This is a genomic window from Hydrogenophaga pseudoflava (assembly GCF_031020795.1).
GTDB classification, from domain to species: Bacteria; Pseudomonadota; Gammaproteobacteria; order Burkholderiales; family Burkholderiaceae_C; genus Hydrogenophaga; species Hydrogenophaga pseudoflava_A.
This window is the reverse complement of record NZ_JAVHJP010000001.1, coordinates 684,100-705,014: the sequence shown is the minus strand read 5'-3', so window position 1 is coordinate 705,014 and position 20,915 is coordinate 684,100. Positions and strand designations below refer to the sequence as shown.

Genomic DNA, 20,915 nt, shown 5'->3' with positions numbered 1-20,915 from the left:
AACCCCATGGCAGGACTGAACAAGGACACCCCGACACCGCAGGACATCACAGTGCACAGCGCTTCGCGCGTGCTGGAGGTGTCCTTTTCGGACGGGGCGAGCTTCCGCATCCCGTTTGAGCTGATGCGCGTGTACTCGCCCTCGGCCGAGGTGCAGGGCCACGGCCCGGGCCAGGAGACGCTGCAGACCGGCAAGCGCGACGTGACCCTGGTGGCGCTGGAGCCGGTGGGCAACTATGCGGTGCAGCCGACCTTTTCGGACGGCCACGATTCCGGCATCTACGCCTGGGATTACCTGTATTTCCTGGGATCGCAACAGGCGGAACTCTGGAACGATTACCTCCAGCGGCTTCAGGCGGCCGGTGTGGACCGCGACGCACCCATGCCGGAAAAGGGCGGACACGCCTGCGGCAGCCACTGACCCCGACGGAGACCCATTCCATGGCCACCACCCATTTCGGCTTCCAGACCGTCGACGAACAGGAGAAGGCGAAACACGTGCGCAGCGTGTTCGATTCGGTCGCACCCAAGTACGACGTGATGAACGACCTCATGTCGGCCGGCCTGCACCGCATCTGGAAGCGCTACACCATCACCGTCGCCAATCCGCAGCCGGGCCAGCAGGTGCTGGACATCGCTGGTGGCACGGGCGATCTTTCGCGGGCCTTCGCGCGGCGCGTCGGCCCCGCTGGCCGTGTCGTGCACACCGACATCAACGAGGCGATGTTGCGAGAAGGCCGCAACCGCCTGCTCGACGAAGGCCTGGTGCTGCCGACCATGGTCTGCGATGCCGAGAAGCTGCCATTTGCCGACAACAGCTTCGATTTCGTGTCCGTGGCCTTCGGTTTGCGCAACATGACGCACAAGGACCAGGCCCTGTCGGAGATGCGCCGCGTCCTCAAGCCGGGCGGCAAGCTGCTGGTCTTGGAGTTTTCCCGTGTCGCCAAGCCGCTGGAAAAGGCTTATGACTGGTACTCGTTCAACGTGCTGCCGAAGCTGGGGCAACTGGTGGCGGGCGATGCCCAGAGTTACCAGTACCTGGCGGAGTCGATCCGAATGCATCCGGGGCAGGAGGAGCTGCGCCAATTGATGAAGTCGGTGGGTTTTGGCCATGTGGACGTGCACAACCTCAGTGCGGGGGTGGTGGCGCTTCACGTCGGTATCAAGTGTTGATGGGTTGACGTCAGGGACGCAAGGAGGACAGGGTCATGGAAGCTCGGTGGTGGTCGGATTGGCTCGGGGGGCGGCGGACGCTGCGCAAGGCGCTTCGCCGCGACGAGTCCGCGACCCGGTCGGCCGTCCCACCTGCTGGTGCGGGTCCGGACAGCGTGGTGTCCGCACCCCGCGGCTACAGCCCGAAGAACGTGGGAAACGACGCGTCGGCGCGGCCCTGGGAGTCGCTGGCGGATGCCCCGCCGGCAGCCGACCCGGCAGGCCAGCAGCGCGGCGGTTTTGATGCCGAAGGCTTTCTGCGGGCGTCCAAGGCGAACTTCGTGAACCTGCAGGACGCCTGGGACCGCTCCGACATTGCCAGCCTGCGCGCCATGATGACCGGCGGCATGCTCGCCGAGATCCAGAGTCAGCTGGCCGAGCGCGAGCGCGCCGGTGCCGCTCCGAACAAGACCGAGGTGGTGATGCTGGAAGCGCAGCTGCTCGGTCTGGAAGAACAGGACGAGGCCTACCTGGCGAGCGTCGAGTTCTCCGGTCTGATCCGGGAGGAGCCGTCAGCCGGCCCGAACCCGTTCCGCGAGATCTGGAACATCACGCGCCCCAAGTCCGGCGACGGCGGCTGGCTGGTGGCCGGCGTGCAGGCGTTGCGGTAGAAGCGCTCCGGTTATCCGTCAGAATCGGGGGATCATGAACAGTGCATCCCCCAACCCCTCGACCGCTCCCCGTTCCCCTCTGGGCATGCTGCAGTCCCTGCTGGGCAGTGTCCGCCCACCCGAATGGGTGGTGGACGAGGTCCAGAACCGGGTGGTGCTGTTCCTCAACCATGTCCTGATGCAGGAACCCCAGGCGCAGCAGCGCCTCAAGCGCCAGCAGGGCAAGCCGGTGCGCGTGGCCTGGGGCGACTTCCACCTCAGCCTCGCGCCCACCCCCGCAGGCCTGCTGGAGCGTCCCTCCGGCGACCGGCAGCCCGAACTGCACGTGACCGTGACCCAGACCTCCCCTTTTGCGCTGGCGCAGCAGGTGCTGGGCGGCGAGCGCCCGAACGTGGACATCCAGGGCGATGTGCAACTGGCGGCCGAGGTGGCCTGGCTGGTGGACAACGTGCGCTGGGACGTCGAGGAAGACTTGTCCCGCCTCGTCGGTGACGCTGTCGCGCACACCCTGGTGAGCGGCGCGAAGTCGGCCGCCGCCGGTCTGAAGGCATTTGTCGGTCGCCGCGCACCCACCGAACCGGGTCACAGCGACGGACGCTCGGCATGACGCGGCTGCTCCGCGGCCTGTTCATCGTCTGGGTGGTGCTGCGGCACGGCCTGGATGAACTGGTGCTGTCCAGTTTCCAGCGGCCGGGCCTGCGGCTGCTGACGCGCATCGTGTCCGTGGGGCGCAACCTGGACGCGCCGCGGGGCCAGCGCCTGCGCGAGGCGCTGGAGCGCCTGGGACCGATCTTCGTCAAGTTCGGTCAGGTGCTCTCCACCCGGCGCGACCTGCTGCCGCCGGACATCGCCGACGAACTGGCCCGCCTGCAGGACCGGGTGCCGCCATTCGACAGTGACATCGCCGTGGCCACCATCGAGCGGGCCTTTGGCAAGCCGCTGGACGCCGTGTTCGGCCATTTCGATCGCACGCCAGTGGCCAGCGCCTCCATCGCCCAGGTGCACTTCGCCACGCTGCGCGATGGGCGACACGGCGGCCGCGAGGTCGCGGTGAAGGTGCTGCGGCCCAACATGCTGCCGGTGATCGAGAAAGACCTGAGCCTGATGCGCATGATGGCCGGCTGGGTCGAGAAGGTCTCGGCCGACGGCAAGCGGCTCAAGCCACTGGAGGTGGTGGCGGAGTTCGACAAGTACCTGCACGACGAACTCGACCTGCTGCGCGAGGCCGCCAACGCCGCCCAGTTGCGCCGCAACATGGCGGGGCTGGACCTGGTGCTGATTCCGGAGATGTTCTGGGACTACTGCCACACCGAAGTGATGGTGATGGAGCGCATGCACGGTGTTCCGATCAACCGGGTGGAAGAGCTGCGCCAGAAGGGCGTGGACATTCCCAAGCTGGCGCGCGACGGTGTCACCATCTTCTTCACCCAGGTGTTCCGCGACGGCTTCTTCCACGCGGACATGCACCCGGGCAACATCCAGGTCAGCGTCGACCCGGCCACCTTTGGCCGCTACATCTCGCTGGACTTCGGCATCGTCGGCACGCTGACCGAATTCGACAAGGAATACCTGGCGCAGAACTTCACCGCCTTCTTCCGGCGCGACTACAAGCGCGTGGCCGAGCTGCACATCGAGAGCGGCTGGGTGCCGCCTGAAACCCGGGTGGACGAACTGGAGTCGGCCATCCGGGCGGTGTGCGAACCGTACTTCGACCGGCCGCTCAAGGAGATCTCGCTGGGCATGGTGCTGATGCGCCTGTTCCAGACCTCGCGCCGCTTCCATGTCGAAATCCAGCCGCAGCTGGTGCTGCTGCAGAAGACCTTGCTCAACATCGAGGGCCTGGGCCGCGACCTCGACCCCGAACTGGACCTCTGGAACACCGCCAAGCCCTTCCTGGAGAAGTGGATGCTGGAACAGGTCGGGCCGCACAAGCTGCTGCAGCAGCTCAAGGCGGAAGCGCCGCAGTACGCCAAGCTGCTGCCGGCCCTGCCCCGCCTGCTGCAGGACTACCTGCAGCACCGGCCCCACCAGCTGCGCGCCGAACTCGACCAGCTGATGGCCGAGCAGCGGCGGACCAACCGGCTGCTGCAGGCCATCATCTACGGCGGCATCGGCTTCGTGCTGGGGCTGATCGTCACCCAGGTGATGCTGCGCATCCGCCTGTGGTGAGGGGCCGACCGGCGGGCCGCCCTTGAAGGTGCGGGCGGGGTGCCCCACCTATAATGACGGGTTTTGTTCAACTTCCCGGCGCCCTGCCGTTCTTGCACCCCCGCGGTGCATTTCGGGCCCTTGGGGCTGTGGTCGCCGGACCATTCCACCGTTCACGCCATGCCGATCTATGCCTACAAGTGCGAGTCCTGCGGCCATGCCAAGGACGTCCTGCAGAAAATTTCCGACGCGCCGCTGACGGAATGCCCCGCCTGCGGTGCGGCCACGTTCAGCAAACAGCTGACCGCCGCCGGTTTCCAGCTCAAGGGCTCGGGCTGGTACGCGACCGACTTCAAGGGCAGCGCGGGCGGCTCGGCGGCCAGCGGCACGGCCGCCGCCTCGACCGAGTCCAAGCCGGCGGAAACGGCCAGCGCCGCGCCGGCCACGCCCTGCGGCGGTTCCTGCGCCTGCCACTGAGCCAGCGGAAAGACCTGCCCTGTGGCCAATCTGCGCAAGTGGCTGTTCTCGGGCCTGCTCGTCCTGGTGCCCCTGATCATCACCCTCTGGGTGCTGGACTGGGTCGTTTCCACGCTGGACCAGACCCTGCGCATCCTGCCCGGCGCCTGGCAACCGGACCAGCTGTTCGGCTTCCATGTGCCCGGTCTGGGGGTGATCTTCGCGCTGGTCGTGGTCCTGTCCATCGGCGCCATGGCCTCGAACATCATCGGCAACCGGCTGGTGAACTGGTGGCACGCCCTGCTGCATCGCATCCCGGTGGTGCGCTCCATTTATTCGGGCGTCAAGCAGGTCTCCGACACCCTGTTTTCCGAAAAGGGCAACGCCTTCCGCAAGGCTTTGCTGGTGCAGTGGCCACAGGACGGCATGTGGACCATCGCCTTCCTGACCGGTACGCCGCAGGGCGAGGTGTTGCAGCAGTTGCGCGCCCGCCCTGGCAGTGGTCCCGACGAAGACTTCGTCAGCGTCTACGTGCCCACCACGCCCAATCCCACGGGCGGCTACTTCGTCATGGTGCGCACGCGCGACTGCGTGGAACTGCAGATGTCGGTGGACGAAGCCCTGACCTACATCGTCTCCATGGGCGTGATCGTGCCCGGTGGACCCAAGAACCCCAACCTCAAGGCGACCGCTCCCGCGACCGCCTGACATCCGTGGCTGCAGCCTTGCAGCCCGCCTGCTGAAAGAAGAACCGATATGGCCATGCGTTCCCACTATTGCGGTCTGGTGACCGAAGCCCTGATGGGGCAAACCGTGCAACTCTGCGGCTGGGTCAACCGCCGCCGCGACCATGGCGGCGTGATCTTCATCGACCTGCGCGACCGCGAAGGTTATGTGCAGGTGGTCTGCGACCCGGACCGTCCGGACATGTTCAAGACCGCCGAGGACGTGCGCAACGAGTTCTGCGTGCAGGTCACCGGTCTGGTGCGTGCCCGCCCCGCCGGCACCACCAACGACAAGCTCAAGAGCGGCCAGATCGAAGTGCTGTGCCACGAACTCAAGGTGCTCAACCCCTCGGTCACGCCGCCATTCCAGCTGGATGACGACAACCTGAGCGAGACCACCCGCCTGACGCACCGCGTGCTGGACCTGCGCCGCCCGTACATGCAGAACAACCTGATGCTGCGTTACCGCGTGGCCATGGAGGTGCGCAAGTTCCTGGACGCCAACGGCTTCATCGACATCGAGACGCCGATGCTGACCAAGAGCACGCCCGAAGGCGCGCGCGACTACCTGGTGCCCAGCCGCGTGCACGACGGCCACTTCTTCGCGCTGCCCCAGTCGCCCCAGCTGTTCAAGCAGCTGCTGATGGTGGCCGGCTACGACCGCTACTACCAGATCACCAAGTGCTTCCGTGACGAGGACCTGCGCGCCGACCGCCAGCCCGAGTTCACGCAGATCGATATCGAGACCTCGTTCCTGACCGAGCAGGACATCCGCGACATGTTCCAGGGCATGATCAAGACGGTGTTCCAGAACGTGCTGAACGTGGACCTGGGCGAGTTCCCGGTCATGGCCTACAGCGAAGCCATGCACCGCTACGGCTCCGACAAGCCCGACCTGCGCGTGAAGATGGAGTTCACCGAGCTCACCGACGTCATGGCCGATGTGGACTTCAAGGTCTTCAGCGCGCCCGCCACCATGAAGAACGGCCGTGTCGTCGCGCTGTGCGTGCGCGGCGGTGCCGAAATGAGCCGCAGCGAGATCGACGCCTACACCGAGTTCGTCAAGATCTACGGCGCCAAGGGCCTGGCCTGGATCAAGGTCAACGAAGTGGCCAAGGGCAAGGACGGCCTGCAGTCGCCCATCGTCAAGAACCTGCACGACAAGGCGATTGCCGAGATCCTGACCCGCACCGGCGCACAGGACGGCGACATCATTTTCTTCGGCGCCGACAAGGCCAAGATTGTCAACGACGCCATCGGTGCGCTGCGCCTGAAGATCGGCCACAGCGAACTGGGCAAGAAGAACGGTCTGTTCGAGGACCGCTGGGCGCCGATGTGGGTGGTGGACTTTCCAATGTTCGAACACGACGAGGAAGAGGACCGCTGGACGGCGGTGCACCACCCCTTCACCGCGCCCAAGGACGGCCACGAGGACTGGATGGTCACCGCACCCGAGAAGTGCATCGCCAAGGGCTACGACATGGTGCTCAACGGCTGGGAAATCGGTGGCGGCTCGGTCCGTATCCACCGTGCCGACGTGCAGCAGAAGGTGTTCGACGCGCTGAAGATCACGCCCGACGAAGCGCAGCTCAAGTTCGGTTTTCTGCTGGATGCCCTGCAGTACGGCGCGCCCCCGCACGGCGGCCTGGCCTTCGGTCTGGACCGCATCGTGACCCTGATGACCGGTGCCGAGTCCATCCGCGACGTGATCGCCTTCCCCAAGACCCAGCGCGCCCAGTGCCTGCTCACGCAGGCGCCGAGCCCGGTGGACGAAAAGCAGCTGCGCGAGCTGCACATCCGCCTGCGCAACCCGGACGCGGTGAAGACGGCCTGAGCCGGACTTCGGCCAGAATGAAAGGCGCCTGCGGGCGCCTTTTTTTGTTCAACCCACCGAACCGCCGTGCCGTCCTCCCCGCCCTACAAGATTCCTGAATCGGTGCTGGTGGTGATTCACACCCCGGCGCTGGAGGTGTTGCTGATCGAGCGGGCCGAGTCGCCGGGCTTCTGGCAGTCGGTGACCGGTTCCAAGGAGGCGTGGGAGGAGCCGTTTGAAGCGACGGCTGCGCGCGAGGTGGCTGAAGAAACCGGGCTCGACGTCTCGGCGCCGGGGCACCGCCTCAGCGACTGGGGCTTGCAGAACATCTACGAGATCTACCCGCAGTGGCGCCACCGGTACGCGCCCGGCGTGGTTCTGAACACCGAGCGGGTGTTCGGTCTGTGCGTGCCGGAGGCGCGGCCGGTGGTGCTCAGTCCGCGGGAACACCAGGCACAGGCATGGCTGCCCTGGCTGGAAGCTGCGGACCGTTGTTTCTCGTTCTCCAACGCGGAGGCGATTCTTCTGCTGCCACGCATTTTCCAGCCATAGAAGTGGCGCCGCCGCAAGCGGAGCGGTGTCAGACTGTGTGTGCTTTTCCGTCGTCGAAGATGTACAGCGGTCGCCGCTCACCTGTGCAGGAAATTACGGAAATGTGAACCAAAAGGGCTATGCGGTCGCTGAGACTTCATCAATTTTGATACCCTCGGCTGGTACTTCATAAGTAACAAATTGGGCGTCCTGTATCGCCTTGTTGCAAATAGAGCACCAGCATGAACAAGTCATACAAGTCGATCTGGAACGAGTCCCTGGGAACCTACGTGGCCGCCTCTGAAGTGGCGACGTCCGGTGGTCGCAGGGTCTCGTCGGGGCGAAAGGCGCGCAGAGCGCCGGAACGGGCCCTGTCGAGCCAGATCGTCCTGGAGCAGCGGATCGTCTTCGATGCTGCGCTGCCAGCCACCGTACTCGACGTCGCGGCTGAAACCGAGACAACAGACGCTGCGGTGGACGAGGCGCCGGAGGAACCCGAGGCCGAACAGCCCGTGGTCGTGCCTGCGGCCACCAGCACGGCGTCCGATGAGACGCCAGCGGCCGACGAAGTGGACGCTGACACAGACGCCGGGTCTGCAGCCGCGCCGGACGAGTCGGTGCAAGCGGACGCGGATCCCGACGCGGATGCAGCAGCCGGGGAGGCTGCGGAGACCACGGCCGCGGACGATCTGGCAACAGACGAAGCCTCCGTGGCCGACACCGACGAGCGAGTGGAGATCATCTTCGTGGACGCGGTGGCCGCTGATGTGGCCGGGCAGCTGAGCTGGCATCCGGGCGAGGTGTATGTGCTGGACGCGGACCGGGACGGCCTGGAGCAGATGGCCGAATTCCTCAACGGCCGCACCGGCATCGACGCGATCCACATCATCAGCCACGGGACACCGGGCCGTCTGGAACTGGGCAACGCGGCCCTGGACACCACCTCGATCACGGGGATGCATGCCGACGAGCTGGCCATCATCCGTGCGGCGCTTGCCGAGGAGGCGGACATTCTTCTGTACGGCTGCGACGTATCGTCGTCTGCAGACGGTTTGGCGTTTGTCGAGGCCCTGGCCGATGCCACGGGCGCCGATGTGGCGGCTTCCAGCGACGACACGGGGGCCGAGGCCCTGGGTGGCGACTGGGTGCTGGAGACCCAGGTGGGCGATGCCATCGAGACCACGGTGATTTCCGCCTCCGAATGGGCGGGTCTGCTGACCACGGCGGTCAACGTCGGCAGCGGTGCATTCCTCGGCTCGGTGGGCATGTCGATCTACAGCATCGATGCCACCACCGGCAAAGCCACGCTGCTGACCACGGTGCCGGCGACCGTCGGGGGTGTGGCGCTCAACACCGCCAACGGCATCAACTCGCTGTCCGTCAACCACAACGCAGGCCTCATCTACTACACGTCCAACACGTCCGCCAACACCAACGTTGCGCTGTTCGCGTACGACTACATCAACAATGTCCACATCGTCGTGGACAGCAACCTGACCACGGGCCTGGCCACCAACGTGACCGTGGGTGCCACCGGTGTGGGCAGTGGCGCGGCCACCTTTGTGGACAGCACGGGGTTCCTGTACCTGGGCGTCGAGAACAACCTGGGGGGCGATGGCTTCGGGACCACGTCCGACGACACCATCTACCGCCTCACCTTCTCGGCCGACGGGCGCACCGTGACCGGCATCGCCGCCCTGGTCACCAACATCACCGGCAACGACTGGGGCGACCTGGGCTACGACGCCGCCACCAACTCGCTGCAGAGCTCGTCGCTGAACGGCGCGGGCACGGCGGTCAACGTCACGCGCTACACCCTGAACGGTGCGGGCACGTCCGCAACCAACGCCGGTACGCTGTCTGTGGCGACCACCAACACCCAGGGTGCCGAGACCCAGGCCGGTGGCAACTACCTGCTGAGCACCGCCATCCAGCAGTACAACCCCACCACCGGGGCCCTGATCGGGTCGGCGATCAGCATCACCACCAACGGCACCACCTCGCTGGGCGCGCTGAACGACGCCGCCAGCTGGACTCCGCCCACTGCGCAGATCGGTGACCGCGTCTTCACCGACACCAATGGCAACGGCAGCTTCGACGGCACCGACTCCGGCATCGCGGGTGTGACTGTGCGGCTGGTGGACGACGTGAACAACAACGGCGTGGTAGACGCCGGCGAGCGGGTGCTGGCGACCGACACCACCGATGCGAACGGCTTCTACCTGTTCACCGGCGCGCTGCCGGGCAGCTACATCGTGCAGGTGACCGACACCGGCAACGTGCTGGGGGCCGGTCGGACCTACACCACGGCCGGTGGCAACACCAATGCCACTGCGGACGTCGGCCAGATCGGTTCCAGCAACCTGGCGATCGATTTCGGTCTGAACAATCGGCCGCCAGTCAACGTGGTGCCGGGGGCACAGACCGTGGCCGAAGACGGCACGCTGACCATCACCGGTGTGTCGACCAGCGACCCGGACGGCAATCTGGCCACCACCCAGCTGACTGTGACCAACGGCGTGCTGAACGTGAGCCTGGCGGGAGGGGCCACCATCTCGTCGGGCACCAACGGCACCAGCACGCTGACCTTGTCGGGCACCTCGGCACAGATCAACGCCGCTCTGGCGTCCATCACCTACACGCCGACCAGCAACTACTTCGGTCCGGCCGTGCTGACGGTCCGCTCGACCGACGTGGCCGGGCTCTTCGACAGCGACACGGTCAACATCACCGTGAGTGCCGTGAACGACGCACCGGTGGACGGCAACGAGACCAACACGGTCACGGAAGACACCACGTTGACGGTGGCCAACGGCGCCGCGGGCGATCTGCTGAACAACACCGTCGACATCGACGGCGGCACGGCCACCGTCACCGGTTTCACTGTGCCCGGCGTCGGCGCGGGCGTGGTGGGCACGCCCCTGGTGATTCCCAGTGTGGGATCGATCACCATCAACAGCAACGGCAGCTACAGTTTCACGCCGCTGCCCGACTTCGACGATGCCGTCCCGGTGATCACCTACACCGTGTCCGACGGCGCGGGCGGCACGGACACCTCGACGCTGACGCTGACGATGGCGCCGGTGAACGATCTGCCGGTGGACGGCAACGAGACCAACACGGTGACGGAGGACACCACGCTGACGGTGGCCGATGGTGCCGCGGGCGACCTGCTGGCCAACGCCAGCGATGTCGATGGTGATGCGCTGAGCGTCAGCGGCTTCACGGTGGCGGGCGACGCCACGGCGTACACGGCGGGCCAGACGGCGACGATTGCCGGCGTGGGCGCGCTGACCATCAACGGCAACGGCTCGTACTCGTTCACACCGGTGGCCAACTACACGGGTGCGATTCCGGTGGCGACCTACACGGTGAGCGACGGCAACGGGGGGACCGACACCTCGACGCTGACGCTGACCATGGCGGCGGTCAACGACCCTCCGGTGGACGGCGACGAGACCAACACGGTCACGGAAGACACGACGCTGACGGTGGCCGACGGCGCTGCGGGCGACCTGCTGAACAACGCCAGCGACGTCGAAGGCAGCGCGCTGAGCATCAGCGGCTTCACGGTGGCGGGCGATGCGACCAGCTACACGGCGGGCCAGACGGCGACGATTGCCGGCGTGGGCGCGCTGACCATCAACGGCAACGGCTCGTACAGCTTCACGCCGGTGGCCAACTACACGGGGGCGATTCCCGTGGCGACCTACACGGTCACGGACGGCAACGGCGGCACGGACACCTCGACGCTGACGCTGACGATGGCGCCGGTGAACGATCTGCCGGTGGACGGTGACGAGACCAACACGGTGACGGAGGACACGGCGCTGACGGTGGCCGATGGTGCCGCGGGCGACCTGCTGGCCAACGCCAGCGATGTCGATGGTGATGCGCTGAGCATCAGCGGCTTCACGGTGGCGGGCGACGCCACGGCGTACACGGCGGGCCAGACGGCGACGATCGCCGGCGTGGGTGCGCTGACCATCAACGGCAACGGCAGCTACTCGTTCACTCCGGTGGCCAACTACACGGGGGCGATTCCGGTGGCGACCTACACCGTCACGGACGGCAACGGGGGGACCGACACCTCGACGCTGACGCTGACCATGGCGGCGGTCAACGACCCTCCGGTGGCATCGAACGACCAGATCTCCACTCCCCAGGACCTACCGTTTGCCGGCAACCTGCCGACGGCCAGCGACCCGGAAGGTGACCCGATCACCTACACGCAGACCACCGCGCCCAGCCATGGGACCGTGGTCGTCGATGCCGACGGCAGCTACATCTACACCCCCGAACCCGGCTACAGCGGATCGGACAGCTTCACCTACACCGTCAGCGACGGTCTGGGCGGCAGCAACACCTACACGGTGGATGTGTCAATCACCTCCGCTCCGCAAACCAACGCCCCGCCCACGGTGTCCACCACCGAGGACACACCACTGGTGTTCTCCGACGCCAACGGCAATGCCATTTCCATCACCGACCCCGACAACACCAATGCCGTGGTCCAGGTGACGCTGGAAATTCCGGCCGACATCGGCAGCCTGCAGCTCTCGGGCACCGCGGGCCTGGTCAGCGTCAGCGGCAACGGCAGCAACCAGATCATCCTGACCGGCACGATCACATCGGTCAACGCCGCCCTCAACGGACTCACGCTCACGCCGACGGCCGACTACAACAGCGCGACCACCGCGGACCTCGAAGTCACGCTCAAGCGTCCACTGGACCTGGGTTTTGTCAACGCAGGCTTTGAGAGCCCTGACTTTGCGGACGCCAATGCCTACCACGCGGTGAACGAGTCGCTGGTGCCTGGCTGGGACACCTCGGCCAGCGACAACACCATCGAAATCTGGGACTCCGGCCACAACGGCGTCGAGGCCTTCGAGGGCGACCAGTTCGCGGAGCTCAACGCCAACCTGGTGTCCACCCTGTCGCAGACCTTCACCCCGTCCATCGCCGGTGGCGACCTCGAACTGTCGTTCGCCCACCGGGGCCGTTCCGGTGACGACACCATGAACGTCACCGCCATCGACCTGGGGGCCGATGGGGTGCTGGGCGGTGGCGACGACACCGTGCTGTTCAGCCAGAACTACACCACCGGCAACGCCGCGTGGCAGCAGTACCAGGCCAATCTGGGGCCGGCCACCGGCAATGCCGTGGTGCTCCAGTTCAACAGCGTCAGCGCCGCCGGAGGAAACCCCACGTTCGGCAACTTCCTGGACGCCATCAACATTTCGGGGTCCGCCACCACCACCGACGTCGTGCAGGTGGCGATCACGCCGGTGCAGGACACCGTCACCGACAACGTCAGCACCAACGAGGAAACCCCGGTCACCTTCAACGTACTGACCGGCACCGGTGGTGCCAGCGCGGACAACTTCGAGGGCACGCCCACGGTGACTGGCAACACCAGTCCCAGTCATGGCACGCTGGTGGTGGGCAGCAACGGCGAGTTCACCTACACACCCGAACCCGACTACACCGGCCCGGACAGCTTCACGTACACCGTCACCAGCCCCAGTGGCGTGACGGAAACCGAGGTCGTCAATATCAACGTGGTCGGTGTCAACGATGCACCGGTGGACGGTGACGAGACCAACACCGTCACGGAGGACACCACACTGACGGTGGCCGACGGCGCTGCAGGCGACCTGCTGGCCAACGCCAGCGATGTCGACGGTGATGCGCTGAGCATCAGCGGCTTCACGGTGGCCGGTGATGCCACCAGCTACACGGCGGGCCAGACGGCGACGATCGCCGGCGTGGGTGCGCTCACCATCAACGGCAACGGCAGCTACAGCTTCGTGCCGGTGGCCAACTACACGGGTGCGATTCCGGTGGCGACCTACACCGTCACGGACGGCAACGGCGGCACCGATGCGTCCACGCTGACACTGACCATGACCCCGGTCAACGACGCACCGGTGGACGGCGACGAGACCAACACGGTCACGGAAGACACGGCGCTGACGGTGGCCGACGGCTCGCCTCAGGACCTGCTGGCCAATGCCACGGACGTGGACGGCAATCCGCTGAATATCAGCGGCTTCACGGTGGCGGGCGACGCGACGGCCTACACGGCGGGCCAGACGGCCACCATCGCCGGCGTGGGCGCGCTGACGATCAACGGCAACGGCTCGTACAGCTTCACGCCGGTGGCCAACTACACGGGGGCGATTCCCGTGGCGACCTACACGGTCACGGACGGCAACGGCGGCACGGACTCCTCGACGCTGACGCTGACGATGGCGCCGGTGAACGATCTGCCGGTGGACGGCAACGAGACCAACACGGTGACGGAAGACACCACACTGACGGTTGCTGACGGCGCTGCAGGCGACCTGCTGGCCAACGCCAGCGATGTCGATGGTGATGCGCTGAGCATCAGCGGTTTCACGGTGGCGGGCGACGCCACGGCCTACACGGCGGGCCAGACGGCGACGATTGCCGGCGTGGGTGCGCTGACCATCAACGGCAACGGCTCGTACTCGTTCACTCCGGTGGCCAACTACACGGGTGCGATTCCCGTGGCGACCTACATGGTGAGCGACGGCAACGGGGGGACCGACACCTCGACGCTCACGCTGACCATGGCGGCGGTCAACGACGCACCGGTGGACGGCGACGAGACCAACACGGTCACGGAAGACACGGCGCTGACGGTGGCCGATGGCGCTGCGGGCGACCTGCTGAACAACGCCAGCGACGTCGAAGGCAGCGCGCTGAGCATCAGCGGCTTCACGGTGGCGGGCGATGCGACCAGCTACACGGCGGGCCAGACGGCGACGATTGCCGGCGTGGGCGCGCTGACCATCAACGGCAACGGCTCGTACAGCTTCACGCCGGTGGCCAACTACACGGGGGCGATTCCCGTGGCGACCTACACGGTCACGGACGGCAACGGCGGCACGGACACCTCGACGCTGACGCTGACGATGGCGCCGGTGAACGATCTGCCGGTGGACGGCAACGAGACCAACACGGTGACGGAGGACACCACGCTGACGGTGGCCGATGGTGCCGCGGGCGACCTGCTGGCCAACGCCAGCGATGTCGATGGTGATGCGCTGAGCGTCAGCGGCTTCACGGTGGCGGGCGACGCCACGGCGTACACGGCGGGCCAGACGGCGACGATTGCCGGCGTGGGCGCGCTGACCATCAACGGCAACGGCTCGTACTCGTTCACACCGGTGGCCAACTACACGGGTGCGATTCCGGTGGCGACCTACACGGTGAGCGACGGCAACGGGGGGACCGACACCTCGACGCTGACGCTGACCATGGCGGCGGTCAACGACGCGCCGGTGGACGGCGACGAGACCAACACGGTCACGGAAGACACGACGCTGACGGTGGCCGACGGCGCTGCGGGCGATCTGCTGAACAACGCGAGCGACGTGGACGGCAACCCGCTCACGATCACCGACTTCACCGTCAACGGCAGCCTGCGAACCGCAGGCGACACGGCCACGATTGCGGGCGTCGGCGACCTGACGATCAACCCCGACGGCTCCTACTCGTTCACGCCGGCCCCGAACTACACCGGTGCGATTCCGGTGGTGACCTACACCGTGAGCGACAGCCAGGGCGGCACGGACACCTCGACGCTGACGCTGACGATGGCGCCGGTCAACGATCCGAGTGTGCTCACGGCGGACACGGACACCACGCCCGAGGACATCCCGGCCACGGGCAACGTGCTGGCCAACGACGTGGACGTGGACGATGCGCTGAGCGTCAGCAGCTTTACGGTGGCGGGCGACGCGACGGCCTACACGGCGGGCCAGACGGCGGTGATCGCCGGCGTGGGCACGCTGACCCTGGGCAGCAACGGCGACTACACCTTCACGCCCGAGACGGACTGGAACGGCAGCGTGCCGCAGGTGACGTACACCACCAACACGGGCAGCAGCAGCACGCTGGACATCACGGTCACGCCGCTGGACGACACACCCTCGATCTCGGACGACGTGGCGACCACGCCGGAAGATACGCCGGTGACCATCGATGTGCTGCTCAACGACAGCGACGCCGACGGCGACACGCTGACCGTGACGCAGATCGACGGCCAGGCGGCGGTGGTGGGGGTGCCGGTGGCGGTGGCCAACGGCAGCGCCACGCTCAACGCCAACGGCACCATCACCTTCACGCCGGCGCCCGACTACAACGGCCCGGTGAGCTTCACCTACACCGCCACGGACGGCAGCACGCCGGTGACGGCGAACGTGAACGTGATGGTCACGCCGGTCAACGACGCGCCGGTGGCGGTGGACGACAGCACGACCACGCCGGAGGACACGCCGGTGACGATCCTGGTGCGCTCCAACGACAGCGACGTGGACGGCGACAGCCTGACGGTCAGCAGCTTCACCGACCCGGCCAACGGCACGGTGACGCTCGATGGCAGCGGCAACCTGGTGTACACGCCGGACCTGGACTTCACGGGCACCGACACCTTCACCTACGTCATCAGCGACGGCAACGGCGGCACCGACATGGCGACGGTGACGGTCAACGTGGGCGGCATCAACGATGCGCCCGAAGCCAACCCGGACACCAACAGCACGACGGAAGACGCGACGCTGAGCGTGAACGCGGCCAACGGGGTGATCCTGGGGGCGGTCGGCGCGGACACGGACATCGACGGCGACACGCTCTCGGTCAGCGCGGTCTCCTTCGGCGGCACGCCTGGAACGGTGGGCGCGGTGCTCTCCGGCGCCTGGGGCAACCTCACGCTCAACGCCAACGGCAGCTACACCTACGTGCCCAACGCGGCGGCGCAGGCGCTGGATGCCGGCGAGAGCCAGAGCGACGTGTTCACCTACACGGTCAGCGACCCGGGCGGCCTGACGGCCACGACCACGCTGACCATCACGGTCAATGGTCTGAACGACGCGCCGGTGGCGGTGGACGACAGCCGCACGACGGCCGAAGACACGCCGGTGACGATTGCGGTGCTGGGCAACGACACGGACGTGGACGGCGAGACGCTGACCGTGACGCAGATCGATGGCCAGGCGGCGACGGTGGGTGTGCCCATCGCGGTGGCCAACGGCACGGCCACGCTCAACGCGGACGGCACGATCACGTTCACGCCGGCGGCGGGCTTCAACGGTGCGGTGGACTTCGGCTACACGATCAGCGACGGCACGGCCACGGACACGGCCAACGTGCACGTGGTGATCGACGACGTGAACGACCCGCCGGTGGCGCAGGACAACGTGGTGGCGGGCAGTGAGGACAGCCCGGTGAGCTTCGACCCGAGGTCCAACGACACGGACCCGGACGGCGACCCGCTGTCGATCACCGAGATCAACGGCAACCCGATCACGACCGGCTCGCCGGTGACGCTGCCCGAGGGCGTGCTGAGCCTGAACGCGAACGGCACGCTGACCTTCACGCCCAATGCGAACTTCAACGGCAACGGGGTGACGTTCCAGTACACGGTGGACGACGGCCGCGGCGGCACGGACACGGCGACGGTGACGATGAACATCGCGCCGGTCAACGACGCGCCGGTGGACGGTGACGAGACCAACACGGTCACGGAAGACACGACGCTGACGGTGGCCGACGGCGCCGCGGGCGACCTGCTGAACAACGCCAGCGACGTGGACGGCAACCCGCTGTCCATCAGCGGCTTCACGGTGGCGGGCGACGCGACGGCCTACACGGCGGGCCAGACGGCGACCATCGCCGGCGTGGGCGCACTGACGATCAACGGCAACGGCAGCTACAGCTTCGTGCCGGCGGCCAACTACGCCGGTGCGATTCCGGTGGTGACCTACACCGTGAGCGACAGCCAGGGCGGCACGGACACCTCGACGCTGACGCTGACGATGGCGCCGGTCAACGATGCACCGGTGGCCACCGACAACGTGGCCACGACGATCCAGGACACCAACGTCAGCGGCAACTTGATCACGGACAACACCGGTGACGGCGTGGACAGCGACCTGGATGGCGGCACGCTCAGCGTGAGTGCCTTCACCGTCGGCGGCGTGTCCGGTGTGGTGGGCAGCCCGCTCACCATCCCCGGTGTCGGTGACCTGACCATCAACAGCAATGGCAGCTACACCTTCGACCCGCTGCCCGCCTTCGTGGGCAATGCGCCCCAGGTGGTCTACACGCTGAGCGACGGCAACGGCGGCACCGACACCGCCACGTTGAACATCACGGTGACGCCGCTGAGCGAGACACCTTCGGTCGTGGGCGACAACGCCACCACGCCGGAAGACACGCCGGTGACCATCGACGTGCTGGACAACGACGATCCTGGCAGCGAAGGCCCCCTGACCATCACCGAGATCAACGGCAGCCCCATCTCGTCGGGCTCTCCGGTGACGCTGGTGGACAGCGGCACCGGGCTGCCGATCGGCGTGGTCAGCCTCAGCGGGGGCGACCCGGCCGACCCGACCGACGACCAGCTGGTCTTCACACCGGCGCCCGGATTCAACGGCCCGGTGGCCTTCAACTACACGGTGGAAGACCGCCTGGGCAACGAACTCAATGCCCAGGTGACGGTCACGGTGACGCCGGTGAACGACCCGCCGGTCGCCAGCGACGATGCGACGGTGACGCCGGTGGGCACGCCGGTGAGCGTCGATGTGCGGGGCAACGACAGCGATCCGGATGGCGACACCCTGGCGGTGACGGCGGTGGACGGCCAGGCGATCACCGAGGGCGGCGCGGCCGTTCCCGTGGCCAATGGCACGGTGGCACTGGTCGGCGGCCAGCTGGTGTTCACGCCGGCCACCGGCTACACCGGCACGGCCAGCTTCGGCTACACGGTGGCCGACCCGTCGGGCGAGACCGCGGTCGCGACGGTCACCATCGAAGTGGGCGAGGACAACCTTGCCCCCGTGGCCCAGCCGGACACCAACAGCACCACGGAAGACGCGGCGCTGACGGTCTCGGCCGCCAACGGCGTGATCCAGAGCGGTGCGGCACCGGGTGGCGTGGACAGTGACCCCAACGGCGACAGCCTCTCGGTGAGCGCCGTCAACGGCGCCGCGGGCGGCGTGGGTGCGCCGGTGGTGGGCAGCTACGGCACCCTGGTGCTGAATGCCGATGGCAGCTACGGCTACACCCCCACCGCCGCGGCGCAGGCCCTGCCGACCGGTGTGGCGGTGCAGGACGTGTTCACCTACACCGTCACCGATCCGGCCGGCCAGACCGCCGCCGCCACGCTGACCATCACCGTCAACGGCCTGAACGACGCGCCGGTGGCCGAAGACAACAGCGCCATTGCGGCGCCGGACACCAACGTGAGCGGCAACCTGCTGACCGACGACGGCAACGGCCCGGTCGCGGGCGGCGTCGACAGCGACCCCGATGGCGACGTGCTCACGGTGTCGGGCTTCACCGTCAATGGTGTGCCGGGCGTGCCGGGCACACCGCTGACCATCCTCAACGTGGGCGAATTGACGGTCAACGCCGATGGCAGCTACACCTTCGACCCGGAGCCCGGCTTCGAGGGCGCCGTGCCGCCGGTGGTCTACACCGTGTCGGATGGCAACGGCGGCAGCGACACCGCCACCCTGAACATCGTGGTGGATGCGTCCAACGACCCGCCGATCGCGCAGAACGACAACGTGCGCGGCCAGGAAGACCAGCCGGTCACCTTCAACCCGCTGACCAACGACAGCGATCCGGAAGGCCAGCCGCTGGAGATCACGCAGATCAACGGTGTCAACTTGACCCCCGGCACGCCCGTGGTGATCAACGACCCGGTCAGCGGCGATCCGATCGGCCAGCTGGTGCTCAACCCGGACGGCACGCTCACCTTCACGCCCGAGCCCGATTACTACAACACCGGCACCCCGGTGCCGATCAACTACACCGTCGAGGACCCCGATGGCCTGACCGCCACGGCCACCATCCGGTTGCTGGTGGACCCGGTGAACGACGCCCCGGTGGCGACCGACAACGGACCGATCCCGACCACACCGGGCACACCGGTGTCGGGCAACGTCATCACCGACAACAACGGTTCGGGCGTGGACAGCGATGTCGACGGCGATCCGCTGGTGGTGTCCGGTTTTGCCGTGGACACCAACGGCGATGGCACGCCCGAGGGCTTTGCCGCGGGCCAGACTGCCACGATCCGCGACAACGCCGGCGACCTCGTCGGCACACTGGTGATCGGCACCAACGGCGGCTACACCTTCACCCCGGCCAGCGGCTATGCCGGCCCGGTGCCGCCGGCCACCTACACCCTCAGCGACGGCCAGGGCGGCACGGACAGTGCGGTGCTGAGCTTCGCCGATGTGCCCAACGGCGCGCCCGTGGCGACCAACGACGGCCCGCTGCCGACCGCGGTGGACACCCCGGTCACCGGCAACGTGCTGCCCAACGACAGCGACCCGAACGGCGACCCGCTGACGGTCACCGGTTTCACCATCACCGGTGTGCCGGGCAGCTTCCCGCCGGGCGACACCGCCACCATCCCTGGCGTGGGCACCCTGGTGATCAACCAGGACGGCTCGTTCACCTTCACCCCGCTGCCGGGTTACACAGGGCCGATCCCCAGCGCGACCTACACGATCAGCGATGGCAGCGCCACGTCGTCCGCCGTGCTCTCGTTCGCCGCGATTCCGGGCGAGCCGACCGCACCGCCGCCAGCGCCGCCGGCACCTCCGCCAGCGCCCGCACCGGCGCCGGCTCCGTCGCCTGCCCCGGCACCCGCGCCGGCACCCGCGCCGGCACCCGCGCCGGCGCCTGTGCCCGAGGTGCCGCGCCCGCCGGTGTCGCCACCGCCGACCGTCAGCGAACTGCACGTGCTGTACGCCGTGGCCGATGCCAGCGGAGAGAGGGAACTGTCCTCGTCCCCGCTGGGTGCACTGCCCGTGGGCGCACCGCTGCTGGGCGAAGCCATGGCGCAGCTGCCCGACAGCCTGCTGTTCGCGAACAACGCGCAGGGCATGCCTCTGGGGCTGGTGCGCGAGCCCGGCTACGGCGAGCTGCAGGCGCCGAGCCCGGCGCTGTACGTGCAGCACGCGGTGCGCCACCAGCCGATCACCACCGATCCGAGCCTGTGGGTGCAGCACGCGGTGCGCGCCTCGCAGCTCGAATCGATGCTGCGCTCGGCCACCGTGGACGCCAACCAGTCGGCCACCCCCGGGTTCGGGACGCTGACCGACCAGTTCGCGCTGGGCGCCCCGCAGCCCGAAGGCTCGGCCGCCCGTCTGACCCAGGCGCAGCTGCGCGAGCAAGGCACCGAACCGCTGACCAAGGCCGCCGCCGAACCGGTGGCGCCCGAAGCTCCGGTCAAGGAAACGCTCAAGGCGGTCGAAAAACCCTTGGACAAGCCCCAGGCGGCCAAGGGTCTGCGCCAGCAGCTGCAGCGCTTTGCCAAGGACCGGGCGCTCAGTGCCCGCCCGATCACCCGCTCCACCGTCGCCGGCTGAACCCA

At 67.5% G+C, this 20,915-nt stretch carries 9 protein-coding genes and 1 pseudogene; all 10 read left to right on the top strand.

What is annotated here, in order from left to right:
• The first annotated feature begins 6 nt into the window (after window positions 1-6).
• The 10 genes and pseudogenes from RCO38_RS03425 (at window position 7) to RCO38_RS03380 (ending at window position 20,910) form a co-directional block, all read left to right on the top strand.
• The gene (locus tag RCO38_RS03425) at window positions 7-420 is read left to right on the top strand and encodes a DUF971 domain-containing protein (protein ID WP_308326888.1); all 414 of its coding nucleotides are present in this window, start codon (window positions 7-9) and stop codon (window positions 418-420) included.
• A gap of 20 nt (window positions 421-440) precedes the next feature.
• Entirely contained in the window at window positions 441-1,172 is a 732-nt protein-coding gene (gene ubiE, locus RCO38_RS03420) for a bifunctional demethylmenaquinone methyltransferase/2-methoxy-6-polyprenyl-1,4-benzoquinol methylase UbiE (RefSeq protein ID WP_308326887.1), read from the top strand.
• Between the two features lie 95 nt (window positions 1,173-1,267).
• Window positions 1,268-1,822, top strand: a pseudogene (locus tag RCO38_RS03415) (Tim44 domain-containing protein); the annotation flags it as partial.
• Window positions 1,823-1,856: 34 nt separating this feature from the next.
• Window positions 1,857-2,429 (top strand): ubiquinone biosynthesis accessory factor UbiJ, encoded by a 573-nt coding sequence (locus RCO38_RS03410; RefSeq protein WP_308326886.1) that lies wholly within the window; start codon window positions 1,857-1,859, stop codon window positions 2,427-2,429.
• Window positions 2,426-3,991, top strand: a complete 1,566-nt coding sequence (gene ubiB / locus RCO38_RS03405; protein ID WP_308326885.1) for a ubiquinone biosynthesis regulatory protein kinase UbiB — start codon at window positions 2,426-2,428, stop codon at window positions 3,989-3,991. The genes RCO38_RS03410 and ubiB overlap by 4 nt, the downstream gene beginning before the upstream one ends.
• A gap of 159 nt (window positions 3,992-4,150) precedes the next feature.
• Window positions 4,151-4,447: an FmdB family zinc ribbon protein gene (locus RCO38_RS03400; RefSeq protein WP_308326884.1), complete on the top strand. Its 297-nt coding sequence runs from the start codon at window positions 4,151-4,153 to the stop codon at window positions 4,445-4,447.
• Window positions 4,448-4,468: 21 nt separating this feature from the next.
• Window positions 4,469-5,134, top strand: coding sequence for a DUF502 domain-containing protein (locus RCO38_RS03395; RefSeq protein WP_308326883.1), 666 nt, complete (start codon window positions 4,469-4,471; stop codon window positions 5,132-5,134).
• 48 nt (window positions 5,135-5,182) lie between these two features.
• A complete protein-coding gene (aspS, locus tag RCO38_RS03390; protein ID WP_308326882.1) occupies window positions 5,183-6,985 on the top strand; it encodes an aspartate--tRNA ligase in 1,803 nt (600 codons plus the stop codon).
• Window positions 6,986-7,051: 66 nt separating this feature from the next.
• Entirely contained in the window at window positions 7,052-7,516 is a 465-nt protein-coding gene (gene nudB / locus RCO38_RS03385; protein ID WP_308326881.1) for a dihydroneopterin triphosphate diphosphatase, read from the top strand.
• A gap of 221 nt (window positions 7,517-7,737) precedes the next feature.
• Window positions 7,738-20,910, top strand: coding sequence for an Ig-like domain-containing protein (locus RCO38_RS03380; protein WP_308326880.1), 13,173 nt, complete (start codon window positions 7,738-7,740; stop codon window positions 20,908-20,910).
• Window positions 20,911-20,915: the final 5 nt, after the last annotated feature.

Excerpts from the sequence above, each read along its gene's own strand:
- ubiE (WP_308326887.1), top strand. The coding sequence starts at position 441 with ATGGCCACCACCCATTTCGGCTTCCAGACCGTCGACGAACAGGAGAAG.
- RCO38_RS03410 (WP_308326886.1), top strand. The coding sequence starts at position 1,857 with ATGAACAGTGCATCCCCCAACCCCTCGACCGCTCCCCGTTCCCCTCTG.
- RCO38_RS03425 (WP_308326888.1), top strand. The coding sequence starts at position 7 with ATGGCAGGACTGAACAAGGACACCCCGACACCGCAGGACATCACAGTG.
- RCO38_RS03400 (WP_308326884.1), top strand. The coding sequence starts at position 4,151 with ATGCCGATCTATGCCTACAAGTGCGAGTCCTGCGGCCATGCCAAGGAC.
- RCO38_RS03380 (WP_308326880.1), top strand. The coding sequence starts at position 7,738 with ATGAACAAGTCATACAAGTCGATCTGGAACGAGTCCCTGGGAACCTAC.
- ubiB (WP_308326885.1), top strand. The coding sequence starts at position 2,426 with ATGACGCGGCTGCTCCGCGGCCTGTTCATCGTCTGGGTGGTGCTGCGG.
- aspS (WP_308326882.1), top strand. The coding sequence starts at position 5,183 with ATGGCCATGCGTTCCCACTATTGCGGTCTGGTGACCGAAGCCCTGATG.